The organism is Microcoleus sp. PH2017_34_RAT_O_A (assembly GCF_020737885.1).
In the GTDB taxonomy this organism is placed as follows: domain Bacteria; phylum Cyanobacteriota; class Cyanobacteriia; order Cyanobacteriales; family Microcoleaceae; genus Microcoleus.
In genome coordinates this window covers 1-12,460 of sequence record NZ_JAEQDD010000138.1, presented here as the reverse complement: position 1 = coordinate 12,460, position 12,460 = coordinate 1, and the positions used below count along the sequence as shown (strand labels likewise).

Annotated in this window: 12 protein-coding genes; 6 read left to right on the top strand and 6 right to left on the bottom strand. The window is 43.2% G+C overall.

What is annotated here, in order from left to right; all coding sequences use genetic code 11:
* Positions 1-3: 3 nt before the first annotated feature.
* Positions 4-747, bottom strand: coding sequence for a pentapeptide repeat-containing protein (locus JGK11_RS30370; RefSeq protein ID WP_293214167.1), 744 nt, complete (start codon positions 745-747; stop codon positions 4-6).
* Positions 748-1,594: 847 nt separating this feature from the next.
* On the opposite strand from JGK11_RS30370, the gene JGK11_RS30365 reads away from it, so the two are divergent.
* The 3 genes from JGK11_RS30365 (at position 1,595) to JGK11_RS30355 (ending at position 3,103) form a co-directional block, all read left to right on the top strand.
* Complete coding sequence (locus JGK11_RS30365) at positions 1,595-2,245, top strand: ATP-binding protein (protein ID WP_293189639.1); 651 nt, start codon at positions 1,595-1,597, stop codon at positions 2,243-2,245.
* Between the two features lie 287 nt (positions 2,246-2,532).
* Complete coding sequence (locus JGK11_RS30360) at positions 2,533-2,874, top strand: DUF3593 domain-containing protein (RefSeq protein WP_293189641.1); 342 nt, start codon at positions 2,533-2,535, stop codon at positions 2,872-2,874.
* On the top strand, positions 2,867-3,103 hold the full coding sequence (locus JGK11_RS30355; RefSeq protein WP_293174868.1) for a hypothetical protein: 237 nt from the start codon (positions 2,867-2,869) through the stop codon (positions 3,101-3,103). Before JGK11_RS30360 ends, JGK11_RS30355 begins: the two co-directional genes overlap by 8 nt.
* Here the strand turns inward: JGK11_RS30355 and JGK11_RS30350 are convergent.
* From JGK11_RS30350 to JGK11_RS30330, 5 genes are all read right to left on the bottom strand, one after another.
* Positions 3,080-4,828, bottom strand: coding sequence for an OB-fold nucleic acid binding domain-containing protein (locus tag JGK11_RS30350; protein WP_293214164.1), 1,749 nt, complete (start codon positions 4,826-4,828; stop codon positions 3,080-3,082). The two genes, JGK11_RS30355 and JGK11_RS30350, sit on opposite strands and share 24 nt — an antisense overlap.
* A gap of 285 nt (positions 4,829-5,113) precedes the next feature.
* On the bottom strand, positions 5,114-5,599 hold the full coding sequence (locus JGK11_RS30345) for a hypothetical protein (RefSeq protein ID WP_293214161.1): 486 nt from the start codon (positions 5,597-5,599) through the stop codon (positions 5,114-5,116).
* A 1-nt stretch (position 5,600) separates the two neighbouring features.
* Complete coding sequence (locus tag JGK11_RS30340; protein ID WP_293174859.1) at positions 5,601-8,264, bottom strand: DNA polymerase III subunit alpha; 2,664 nt, start codon at positions 8,262-8,264, stop codon at positions 5,601-5,603.
* 212 nt (positions 8,265-8,476) lie between these two features.
* Complete coding sequence (locus JGK11_RS30335; RefSeq protein ID WP_293174856.1) at positions 8,477-8,896, bottom strand: lysozyme inhibitor LprI family protein; 420 nt, start codon at positions 8,894-8,896, stop codon at positions 8,477-8,479.
* 62 nt (positions 8,897-8,958) lie between these two features.
* Positions 8,959-9,267, bottom strand: a complete 309-nt coding sequence (locus JGK11_RS30330; RefSeq protein WP_293174853.1) for a DUF2499 domain-containing protein — start codon at positions 9,265-9,267, stop codon at positions 8,959-8,961.
* A gap of 156 nt (positions 9,268-9,423) precedes the next feature.
* Between JGK11_RS30330 and csaB the strand changes: the two genes are divergently transcribed.
* From csaB to trmB, 3 genes are all read left to right on the top strand, one after another.
* A complete protein-coding gene (gene csaB, locus JGK11_RS30325; protein WP_293174850.1) occupies positions 9,424-10,470 on the top strand; it encodes a polysaccharide pyruvyl transferase CsaB in 1,047 nt (348 codons plus the stop codon).
* A 101-nt stretch (positions 10,471-10,571) separates the two neighbouring features.
* On the top strand, positions 10,572-11,282 hold the full coding sequence (locus tag JGK11_RS30320; protein ID WP_293174847.1) for a Uma2 family endonuclease: 711 nt from the start codon (positions 10,572-10,574) through the stop codon (positions 11,280-11,282).
* Between the two features lie 121 nt (positions 11,283-11,403).
* Complete coding sequence (gene trmB / locus JGK11_RS30315; RefSeq protein WP_293214159.1) at positions 11,404-12,036, top strand: tRNA (guanosine(46)-N7)-methyltransferase TrmB; 633 nt, start codon at positions 11,404-11,406, stop codon at positions 12,034-12,036.
* Positions 12,037-12,460 lie beyond the last annotated feature (424 nt).

Genomic DNA, 12,460 nt, shown 5'->3' with positions numbered 1-12,460 from the left:
CAATTAATTCAACCTTAAAATATCTAACCACCAGTCATTGACGGCACGGCAGTAATTGCAGTAATTGTTCGAGCTAATCGGTTGTTGTTTTTTAACATCACAACCTCGCCGAGATATTTTGCGGTTCGGCATCCGGGCGCCGCATAAATTAGCATCTATAAAATTAGCTTTGTTCAATCTCGCATCGCTCAAATCGGCCCCTCTGAGGTCAGCACCGCTAAGATTTGCACCGCTTAAATCAGCTTCTTTGAGGTCAGCACCGCTGAGGTTTGCCCCAGTAAAATCGGCATTTCTCAGGTCACTTCGACTTAGTTTAGCTGCGCTCAAATTACTGCATTTTAAGTTGGCCAACTGAAGAGATGCGTCGAGCAGAGAACTTTCGCTGAGATTGGCATTTTCTAAGTTGGCTCCCCTGATGTCCGCCCTGCTCATGTCGGCTTTGCTGAGGTCGGCATCGATTAAAAAGGCATTTCTCATGTTGGCGTTATTTAAATTAGCTTCCATTAAATCCGCCGCAGTCAAATCCGCATCTACTAAGTCGGCCCTGCTGAGAGTGGCGCGACTCAAGGAAGCGCCAAACAAATCTGCACGGCTCAAGGAAGCGCCAAATAAGTCGCATCCGGGACATCCTCTTGTTGCTAGCAGCCGCTTGATTAGAGGCAGATTTTGAGCTTGTAAGGGAACTGCTGCGCCAAATGGGAGTAGCAGAATCACTGCTGCCAGAATTGTCAGTTTAATTTTTGTCATCAGGTGTTGCGCGTTTAAATTGTATATGTCAATTACCTATTACCTAGTTGTCAAATCATCTCCTCATCAGACTTTCTCCCTGGATCTCTCCCCTCTGCCGGAATCTCCTCGAACATAACAGACTATGTAGATGCAAGCAAAGCTTAGTCCGGGTAATTCATCTAACTGCGTTTTATCGCCTAGTTTTCTCCTGGAATAACGCGCGCGGGGCTAAAAACAGGGTTTATTGCTAGATTTTTCGCTGTCAAATCCAATATTTTTAGCACAAGCGAATTTCGACCTGTGGTACCCGCCACGTGATTTATCCGTGGAATCAATCCCAAATCGAAAATCGAAAATCCTCTCTTCCCCCGAATTTATCCGTAGGGTCGCCTCTAAAATCTAAAATCTAAAATCTAAAATCTAAAATCGATTGACGTGGCACGCCGGTGTGAGGTTGGCGGACGATCGCCTTTGCGGATATTACTTACTCCTTTAGGATGAGAGCGATTACCTCAAATCGGCTTTGCAGGCTACCGGCGAGCCACCGTTGGCAGTGGCTCAATGCCTTGTATTTTGTAGCTGGCGACGGCTGGGGTAAATGAGCTCCGGCAGTGATTCGGTAATTTCTGGTGGATGCAGGCGGATTGTGCTACGGGGGCGATCGCTCTCCGTACAGGCGATCGGTAAATAAGCCAATTGGCTTAGACTCTTAAGACATATTGCTGATGCGATGCCTTCTACAAAAAAGATAGCATTTTGGTATGAACGCCGAAATTATACTGAATAAGCAAGTATAAAAAACGACAAAGTGTGTCGGCGGGTGTGAAAAATGGGTACAACTAATACTTTCAGACGAGGAAAATCAATGTCGAACAGCATAGATCAACTGGCAGAAGGCGGCAGAGGCATCAAACTCATGTGGCAGATTGCAGACGAGCTGAGTTACACCCGGACTCTTGACGGTCGAAATTGTTTGTCGCTGAGCAAAAGTTACGAAGTAGAAAGTCGCTCGCGATCGCAAAATATAAAAAAGGCTAGCGTTTTAGATGGGTTAATGAATTTGTTAAAGAAGTGGGATTGGCAAGATGACATTGAGCAGGAAGCAGAACTGAATGAAAGTTCTTTGAAAAACATCAGCCTGCAAGTCAACACAGATATGAATGCTTTAACTAAAGTTTTGGACTGGTTGGAGCAGTTGCAAGATGTATCGATCCCCAATGAGGTTTGGTTCCAATTACAGCTAGCTTTAGCTGAAGGTTTTACTAATGCAGTTCGTCACGCTCACAAAAATCTGCCCGCAGAAACTCCTATTCAACTGCAAATTACGGTATGTAGCGGACACTGGCAATTCAAACTTTGGGATTGTGGGCCGCGTTTTAATTTTGATGCTAAGCTCGAAGAAATTATCGCAACAGATAGAAAACGCTTTGCTGATTTAGAGGTTTTGAGCGATACTTGCTTGATACCTAGCAGACCGACAACTTTGGAAATGTCTCAGTTTCGGATTGCTGGGTAAAGTAACAATTAACAGACTGGCACGGTTGAAAATGTGTTATACTAATAACGGTGTTAGGGGAAGAGTTACGGGTTGTGTCTCCGCGCGGGTCAGGGGTTTTTAATACTAGCGACCTGCTGCGGAGAAGGTTAAAAGCTATGGGCTTGGGTGAGTCTCTAGCAGTTCGACAAAAATGGGTTCCTTTGTTAAATTAGACATGAAAAATTCACCACAAAAAGTTAAAATTTATTCACATTAATTTTTAATTTTTTAATCTATGATGGTATCTGGTCGCTCACCAAATACTAATGATTTCCAAAGAAAGTTTATTTGTGCTGTCTCTATTTCCCTACTTGGGTTTTCTCTGGTTTTTGACGAAATCTGGAAAAACTCCTCGTTTAGCTCTGATGGGATTTTACGGCACTCTCGTGTTTGTGGGTGTGACTATTCCCGCAGCAATTTATGCAAAAGTTGCCTACAATGAGTCGCTAGCAAATGTCGATTGGCTCCACGGTTCTGCGGAACTATTCTTGACACTTGCCAATATTTTAGTAGTTTTAGGCTTTCGGGAAGCGGTGATTAAAGCCAAAGCATCCTCACAGAATGGTGGCGAAAAGCAAGAATCTCTTGCAGACGGGGGAATTGATTAAGACTTTGAGCGGCCATTCTGACGCGGTGATTTCGGTGGCTATCAGTCCCGATCGCGAAACTATGGCTAGCGGCAGTCGAGATGGTACTGTTAAAGTCTGGAACTTGCAAACAGGCGAATGTTTGTGCAGCCTAGTTGGGTGCAATCCGGTGGCTTTTAGTCCTGACGGTCAAACTTTAGTCACCGGTGGGGATGGGGCCCAAATGTTAGTTTGGCAGGCGTTTGTTTAGTTGGGCGAGATAGCTGAGATACTGGGAAATGCGATCGACATCTGCGTCAAGCAAGCGATTGGCCCAAGAATATATCTTAAGTTGCGATCGCATTTCCCGAAATATTGCAGCATCCCCGCGACTGTCGAGAGGGAAAACCGAAGCATCAAATCCCGCCGACTTGAGACGGCTAACAGCGCCATCGCCATCTTGTACCCACAATTGACGCTTGATGCGAAGAGGTTGACAGCAATATTCACCGACAACGATTCCCCCCACCGAAACGCTAGCATCCTCTCCACGATTGGAAAGTTCTTGCAAAATAGCTTTCAGAGAATTGAGGTTTTTGACATCTTGCACCTGCGGCGGTGTAAACTTGACAATCACCATTTCTGTAACTTCCACTGGTTTAGTCGATCGTCCAAAGTTGACCGGTTGATTCGCCCAAGAATTTTGTATTTCCGATGGCGCCACCCAAGAATTTTGCGTTTCCGATGGCGCCACCCAAGAATTTTGCGTTTCCGATGGCGCCACCCAAGAATTTTGTATTTCCGATGGCGCCACCCAAGAATTTTGTGTTTCCGATGGCGCCGCCCAAGAATTTTGTGTTTCCGGTAGTGGGATCTCGATTTCCTCTGTAACCTCTGGTGTTTCTACAGGCTTTGCAGTATCTACAATTATCTGAATTTCCTCACCATCCTTCTCAATTTTCCCGCTAATCAGTAATACAGCATTCTCTATAATATGCGGTTTTAATTGTTCGTAAGCCTTCGGAAACACAACAGCTTTGATTTGATGTGTCAAATCTTCTAATTGCAAAATTGCCATCGCATCGCCTTTTTTCGTCACTACCAGTTTGATAGCGTTGAGCATGACAATAACCGATACTTTACCCTTTTTCTCGGCTAACTGTGCGAGAGTCACAACATCTGGATCTTGATTAGATTGAAGCAGAAACTTGAGGGGATGATCTGATACATAAAAACCCAGCAATTCTTTTTCTAAACGCAATTTTTCCTGTGTGTCAAAATCTTTCACAGTTTTTGATTTTGGCGCAGATTCATACTTATTCGCCGACTTCCCAAAGCTAGTATCTCCTAACAAGTCAAAGAGATTACCTTGACCAGTTTCTCGGTCTTTTTTGCGGTCTTGCGCCCATTTCATAACCCCTTCCAAGTCGTTTACTAATTGCTGGCGGTTGGGTGCGATTTTGTCAAAAGCACCACAGTGAATCAAGGCTTCTAGGGCGCGGCGGTTGACAGAATGTAGATTTACGCGATCGCACAAATCTGGTAAAGAATTAAAATCACCCCCTGACCTGCGCGCCTCCAAAATATTTTCAATAGCCCCCTCACCAACATTTTTAACCGCCGAAATTCCAAACAAAATTTTATGTTTTTCCGCCTTTGTCATCTCCATCGGCAATGGCGTAAAAGTAAGTTCAGAACCATTAATATCAGGTGGTTCAACATCAATCTTCAGCTTGATACAATTAGCAATATATCTCTGTACCTTCTCCTGGTCGCCTCTGTTAGCAGTCAGCAGTGCAGCCATGTATTCTACAGGAAAATTTGCTTTTAAATAAGCAGTTTGATAAGTGATATAGGCATAGGCCATTGAATGGGATTTATTAAAGCAATTAGATGCCACCAGACTATTTTCTAGTGTAAAATTATGATCTCTTTCAACGCCAATGTCATATACTTCTTGAGTTCCTAGTGATTTTCTACTAATGATTTTAACCATGTTTGTAACTCCTGAGAATATCTTCAATTTTAGTCTTTTTTCGTTGTAAACCTAATCTGGGATACTGATACACAAAATCATAGAATGCTTGTATATTTTTCCGACTAAATATTCTCCAATAATAAACTGTTTTAAATTGATGCTCTTGTACAGAACCCATGCCTAAGTGCCTTGTTAGTTCGCAGGGAAATTTAAAGGAACTAACAATGCAGACTAAACCGCCACTCCTACCTTTGTTTGCATAAGCACAACCGTCACCATCAAAGTACCCTAACACATAAGACGCTAAATATTTGGAGTTAGGAAAATAGGTAACTTCTGAAAAGTCCTTCCTGTTATGATGCCGTAGCCCTGTAAAGAGCTTGCCAGTTTTTCAGAAGAAAAATTTATTCGGTAGTGAGGAGCATAATTTTGAGGCTGAACAATTCTAATTTCACCAGAGTATTGTAGCTCTATGCTGAGCATTTCTGTGAGTTCTTTGTCAATTGATTCAAAAGCTACATAATTAGTTTGAGTAACGCAGCCATCAGCAGCTAGCAATCCTAACAAATAGGCTTTAGCTTGAGAGTCAATTATATCAAAATAGCTTTCATTTAAAGTATAGCGGTTTCGTCGCTTAGTATTAATGTCAGCTTCTTTTAAAACTCTTGAAACTGCTCTCTCGCTTACCCCAAGGTAGTTAGGGATTTCTCGACACTCCATGCCTTGGTTAAAAGCTAAAATGATTTGTTCCTTGTGTTCTGATTTTAGTTTCCTATAGTCTATATACATTTTATAGATGTGAGCTAGAGTTGATTTGTTTTAAGTCTAATCCTTTTTCAAAGATTTCGTCAATAGGTAGCATTTGACCGTCAAAAGTCATAAACTTGTGATCTTTTGTCGCGCGAATTATCGAGCCATCTTCCAGACAATACTCAAAGACCTCCTGCTGACCTCGGCGATGCCACTGTGCAATTGGCTGTGTATAAATATGGCCATTATTATCAACACTGTAAACGGTACATTCAATTTCTTCCTCGACAATTTTACCAATAGCCATCGGCCCATATTCCATAGTCAATATCTTCGTGTCATAGCTCAAACAATATTCCGCGAATTGAAGCATCTGTCCGAACAACTCTTCGGCAACTCTTTGAGCGACACCATTCTTAGTTGCGCCATCAATAAATGTTTCCTTTTGCTTCTGCATTTCATCAGCCTTCTTCTTGCCCATTGCGCGGCGCAGCAAGTCAGCTTGACCTAAAGAATAGCCCGCCAAATCTTGAGCCATCCGCATAATTTGCTCTTGGAAACAAAGCGTTCCATAAGTCTCTTTTAAAATCGGTTCTAACAGCGGATGGTCGTATTTAACGACTTCTCTACCATGTTTGCGATCGATAAATTGTGGAATCAAACCAGCATCCAGCGGGCCGGGACGATAAAGCGCCAGAATAGAAGAAATATCATCCAGACAAGAAGGTTTGATTTTTTTTACTACATCCAGCATCCCAGAAGATTCTAGCTGAAAAATACCTTCTAAATCTCCTTTTTCTAATAGTTGATAAGTCTTTGCTACATCACCGGGTAACTTGTTGTTCCTAGTAAATGTCTCTTGAGCTCTGCGTTCTATGTCAGAAGGTAAGCCTTCAGCATTGATAGTTATATCTTGAGTTTGCTTAACATAATCAACAGTTTTTTGGAGAGTCGTTAAATTTTTGAGTCCCAGAAAGTCCATTTTGAGTAACCCCAAAAATTCCAAGTCTTCCATAAAATATTGGGTGATTACAGCACCATTTTCATTTTTTTGCAGGGGCACAATTTCATCAAGGGGGATGGAAGAAATCACCACACCGGCGGCATGAACACCATAGGTTTTGTTAGTTCCTTCAATGCGAATTGCCATGTCAATCCACTGACGCACTGGGACTTCGGTGCCAGTTTCGGCATTAGTACAAATAGTATTTTCGTAGTTGGTTTTAAATTCCTGTGCCGGTGTTGCATCGGAAATCATTACTTTGAGTTTTTCCGGTTTCCCCCGCGATACTGGAATCATTTTCGCCATCTCATCGGCTTTTTTGTAGGGAATACCTAAAACTCTGGCAACATCTTTCAAAACAGCTTTTGATGTCATCCTGTTGAAGGTAATAATTTGCGCTACGCGGTCTGTACCATATTTGTCTGTAACATATTTAATCATATCGTCCCGTCTTTCGATGCAGAAATCGCTATCAATATCTGGCATCGATTTGCGTTCGGGATTGAGAAATCTCTCGAATAGCAATCCGTGGTGTACCGGGTCTATGTTGGTAATATTGAGGACATAAGCAACTAAAGAACCTGCCGCAGAACCACGTCCTGGCCCGACGGGAATATTGTTGTCTCTAGCATATTTCATGTAGTCCCAAACCACTAAAAAATATTCAGAGAAACCCATCTGCTGAATCATTTTTAGCTCATATTCTAGTCTTTGTTTGTAGACTGGGGGGATTTCATTTCTGGTACGGGCTTTGAGTCTTTCTAATAATCCTAGCCAAGATATTTCTTCTACATAGGTATCGGCGGTATGTTCTGGGGGAATTGGGATTGTGGGAATCCGAGCTTCTCCTGTTAGATCGTATCTTGATACTTTGTTTGCTACTTCTAGGGTGGTTTCGATCGCCTCTTCGATCGTTTCATCATCCAAATGGTCTCGAAATAGTTGCGCCATCTCCATAGCAGACTTCAGATATTCTGTGCCGCTGTAGCGCATCCGCTTTTCTTCTTCAATCAGTTTGTTGGTGTTGATGCACAACAAAGCATCGTGAGCTTCTACGTCGTTGCAGGAAATATAGTGAGAATCATTGGTGGCAATTATTTTAATATTGAATTCGCGGGCAATTTTGACGATTTCAACATTAACCATGCGGTCTTCTTGGGAACCGTGGTCTTGAATTTCTATATAATAGTCTTCTCCAAATACTTCTTTATACCATTTGGCAACTTCGCGGGCAGTATCTAGCTTGTTTTGCAGAATCATTTGGGGAACTTCGCCACCCAAACAAGCGCTGGTAACAATGAGACCTTCGGAGTATTGTTTGAGGAGTTCTTTGTTGATGCAAGGACGGGCAAAAATACCTCTTTCGGGCATTCCTTTTAAATGGGAAATTGTGGTAAGTTTTACTAAGTTTTTATAACCTTGCGTATTTTTAGCTAAGACAACTTGATGGTATTTTCTTCTACCTCGAACTTTGACTTCGATGTCGCCGTTGACGACGTACATTTCATTGCCAATGATGGGCTTGATATTTTTATTTCGACAAACTTTGATTAGCTCGATCGCACCATACATCACGCCGTGGTCTGTAAGGGCGATCGCGGGCATCCCCAATTCCACCGCCCGTTCAGCTAGCTGCTGTAGCTGAGATGCCCCGTCTAGCAGGCTGTAATCGCTGTGAATGTGCAAACCAACGAAAGACATAGCGATTTTATATTGTAGATTTTAGATTTTAAATCTTACACCATTGGCGTGTCAAAGGATAAAATAAAAAACAAAGCTTATTATCACTTTTAAGATAATTTAGGGTGGGGGGTATGACACCATAATACATCAGTTTGCTGTGGTATGGATGATAGAATGGGTAAGTTGTTGTCGATCGCGATGGCTACGCCCTGGCTTACGCCTACGCACTTTTACAAACTTGCTTGTTCCAAATAACCCTCCAAATCTTTAATACGTTCTTTTGTGACTCTGGCTCTGCAATAACCGTAGATAGAAGGAGCCACGCTACCACCCTCAAAGTAACCTGCTTCATAATCGCAAGATTCATCTCTAAACTTGAGCCAACTTCGCTGTGCGACTATCAATCTCTGCTTTTGTTTGCTGTTGAGTTTTGGTTGAAGTTGCTGATATACTTGATTGAGTTTTTTGTCTGCTGCCTGAAACTCTTGGCTGGAACACACATTCTGATCCAGTGTCGTTTGAGGACTTTTACAGTTAGGTTGTTGGGCGAGTATTAAGGATGTATTACTAGCTTGACTGGGAAGTAAAGATGTGGCTGTCAATAACAGTGAACTAGCTGCCAATGTTGTCCAAACAATGCTATTTTTCAAGGATTTTTCTCCTTAGTTTGTTAGTAATGACTGATTTCCTATCAACTATCAACTGTCAACTGTCAACTGTCAACTGACTGCTGAGCCGATCGCCAAATCCACCAAGCAGCCGCCCACAGAGTAAAATTACCGATGACAGTCATCGCAGCTTGCAGGGTAACAATCCATTCTAGGGCTGGGGAGTTGTCGAAAAAGTGCCACGTACAGGCGCACATAGCGCTGACAAGGGCGGGCAGCATTCCGACAGAAAGGCCCCACCAAGCTCGGTTTTTAGTGACTTCGCCGTAAGTCCAAATTAACCAGATGGCGGCAATCCACTCGACGACACTAGAGACATGAATAATCCAGGTTGGAATTGACAAAGCGTGCATTTTTTGTATTGTGAAATAAGTTGAAAGATGTATTTAGTTGTTTCAGGCAGTTAACTGTTGACTGTTAACTGTTGACTGTTAAAATAATTTATGGATCGCAACAATTCAGATATTGTAATATTTATATTCCCATCATAAACCAAGAAAAGAGTAGAAATGCGAGCAATTTTGTGCGGCTATTATGGTAAAGGCAACGGTGGCGACGAGGCGCTGTTGGCTTCGCTACTGCAAATGTTACCAGATGGGGTGACGCCGATCGTCCTTTCTGGCAATCCCGTCGAGACAAATCAGCGGTACGGAGTAGCTGCGCGCGATCGCATGAATGCGTTTGGTGTCCTCGATACACTCCGCAGCGCTGACGCCCTAATCTGGGGTGGCGGTAGTTTAATCCAAGACAGTACCAGCCTTGTCAGCCCTTTTTACTATGGTGGCTTGATGGGATTAGCGCAGCAGATGGGCTTAAAAACTGTTGCTTGGGCCCAGGGAATTGGCCCTTTAAATCGTGAGATTACTCGTAAATTATCTCAGCGGTGTTTTGGTGGATGCACAGCCGTCAGCGTGCGCGATAAAGGCTCAGCTACCATACTTGCAGATTGGCAAATTCCCTTTACATTAGCGCCCGATCCAGTGTGGGCTTTGGAAAATTCCCCCGTCTCCGGTTTGTGGGATTTGCCGTCGCCGAGAGTTGCGGTTTGTTTGCGATCGCACTCTACACTAACACCCGCCCGTTTGTCAATCCTAACTCAAGCTTTAGTTGACTTTCAAAAAGCCACTCGCACCTTAATTTTGCTGCTGCCTTTCCAAGCTTCCCACGACTTAGAAATTGCCAAACATTTGCACGAAGCGCTGCCGAAAAGGAGCCGCATCCTTAGTTTAGACGATCCGAGAAAGTTGAAAGGAGTGTTCCGGGGAGTCGAAATGGCGATCGGGATGCGCTACCACAGTTTAATTATGGCAGCATCCGAAGAATGTCGCTGTTTTGCCCTCAGCTACGATCCCAAAGTTAGCCAATTGATGGACGAGTTAGAAATGCCGGGATACTTATTATCAGAATTGCCCGAAGATCCCTATTTAATCAGCAAAACCTGGATGGATCACTATGCCAACGGCGCCGCACTATCGCCAGACAGGATAAAATTTATTGTAGGGCGATCGCTCTTTCATAAGGAAGTATTGCAAACCGCACTCCAGCAGTCTCAGTAAACAGTTGATAGTTGACAGTTGACAGTTGACAGTTTACCTGGAACAGCACAGTTTTGATGGCGGGGAGGCTGAATCTATTTTTTGCTAAGAGGTAAAATATTATGACAGTAAGTACAGCCGACATAAAAATTACCTGGGAAAAATTGCCAGACGATTTCATCTTAGACGAGGAACCAGTGGAAAATATCGACCAACCATTACTCGCCGCCGCCCTGCGCGAAATCCTAGAAATTGCCGGACTATTGTTAGAGGGAATCTTAGTTGCGCCGAATATGTGTGTGTGCGCGACATTAAACGACAAGCTAGTTACCAAAGCGCCAGATTGGTTTTATGCCCGCAACGTACAACCGCTTGCTGCCCCCGAAATTCGCCGCAGTTACACCCCAAACTTAGAAGGAGAAATCCCGGATATCGCGCTGGAGTTTTTATCAGCTAATCAGTACGACGAATATTCAAGTAAACCAACTTTTCCCCCGGGAAAATGGTTTTTTTACGAGCAAATGCTGCGAGTACCAATCTATGGTATTTTTGAGCCTGCGGCAGGATTGCTAGAAGTGTATCGGTTGAATTCATCAGGAAGATATGAAGCACAGCAGCCGGATGCAAACAATCATTATTGGATAGAAGGAGTTGGGTTATTTCTAGGCGTTTGGCAGGGAACAAAGGCTGAAAGAACCGGATATTGGTTGCGCTGGTGGGATGAAAGCGGACAGATGTTATTGTGGGGTGCAGAGATGGTGGAAAGGGAAAGACAGCGAGCCGATCGACTAGCCGCACAATTAAGAGCAGCAGGCATTGAACCAGAAGCTTGATACAATAATTAGAAATGAAAAATCCTAAGACAGCGATTTTTCATTTCTAAAAATATCTGCGTTAATCAACGTTAATCTGCCCGCATCAGCGGTTAAAAATTACATTCAGGAGACAGCAAAATTGGCAAGAGTTAGAGTTCGGGAACACGTAAATCCCCTATCGATGAGATATCAAACATCCGCCAGTCCCCCAGATTGGACGAAAATATATAGCGACTTAAATTTGCCACTGCATTTAGATATCGGCTGCGCCAGAGGCAGGTTTTTGTGGCATATGGCGCAAGCACAAGCTGATTGGAATTTTCTCGGATTAGAAATTCGGGAACCTCTGGTAGACGAGGCAAATCTTTGGCGGGACGAAAAAGGCTTGACAAATCTGCACTATTTGTTTTGTAATGCGAATAGTTCTCTCAAGCCTATTTTAGAAACACTTCCCGCTGGTACTTTGCAGCGAGTTAGCATTCAATTTCCCGATCCGTGGTTCAAGAAAAAGCACCACAAGCGGCGGGTGGTACAGCAGGAATTAGTCGGCGAGTTGGCGACTTATCTGGCTGTTGGCGGCGAAGTGTTTATTCAATCGGATATTGAGGAAGTAGAAGTCGAAATGTGCGATCGCTTTTCATCTCATCCTAGCTTTAAACGCACAAATAACGGTGAATGGTTAGCAGAAAATCCCATGCCTGTAGCCACTGAAAGAGAAATTGCTACTCTCAAACGCGGGGAACCAGTTTATCGCGCAGTGTTTCACAAATAAAGGGTATTGTTTCACAAATAAAGACCTCCGAATTAATTGCGATGTTTCACAAATAAAGCCCACCGAATAGAATTCGGGGCTACACAAACAATGTCCGCCTCCGCGGACTGAAGATAAGAGTATCAATAAAAGCTGATTTGGTGTTTGAGATCGTATCAAATTCATTAAAAATTACATTAAACCTCTTGCAAAAATCCTTTTAACCAAATTTTGGGACGGGCTAGAAGCCCATCCCACAAGAAAAAAGATTGTTGTGGGATGGCTTTGAGCATCGTCCTAACTATTTTTGCAAGAGGTCTATTTTATACTATTTCTTTAAATTGGCATTTAGAGGCCTCCACAAAAAGAATGATCCAATAGCTATGTGGGTTTAGCGAAAATTTCCACAAACCATTTGTGAAGATTGGGCAGACGATTTATCTGG

Bases quoted from the DNA above. Each gene is read 5' to 3' on its own strand.
- JGK11_RS30370 (WP_293214167.1), bottom strand. From the start codon at position 747: ATGACAAAAATTAAACTGACAATTCTGGCAGCAGTGATTCTGCTACTC.
- JGK11_RS30365 (WP_293189639.1), top strand. From the start codon at position 1,595: ATGTCGAACAGCATAGATCAACTGGCAGAAGGCGGCAGAGGCATCAAA.
- JGK11_RS30360 (WP_293189641.1), top strand. From the start codon at position 2,533: ATGATTTCCAAAGAAAGTTTATTTGTGCTGTCTCTATTTCCCTACTTG.
- JGK11_RS30350 (WP_293214164.1), bottom strand. From the start codon at position 4,828: ATGGTTAAAATCATTAGTAGAAAATCACTAGGAACTCAAGAAGTATAT.
- JGK11_RS30345 (WP_293214161.1), bottom strand. From the start codon at position 5,599: ATGTATATAGACTATAGGAAACTAAAATCAGAACACAAGGAACAAATC.
- JGK11_RS30340 (WP_293174859.1), bottom strand. From the start codon at position 8,264: ATGTCTTTCGTTGGTTTGCACATTCACAGCGATTACAGCCTGCTAGAC.
- JGK11_RS30330 (WP_293174853.1), bottom strand. From the start codon at position 9,267: ATGCACGCTTTGTCAATTCCAACCTGGATTATTCATGTCTCTAGTGTC.
- csaB (WP_293174850.1), top strand. From the start codon at position 9,424: ATGCGAGCAATTTTGTGCGGCTATTATGGTAAAGGCAACGGTGGCGAC.
- JGK11_RS30320 (WP_293174847.1), top strand. From the start codon at position 10,572: ATGACAGTAAGTACAGCCGACATAAAAATTACCTGGGAAAAATTGCCA.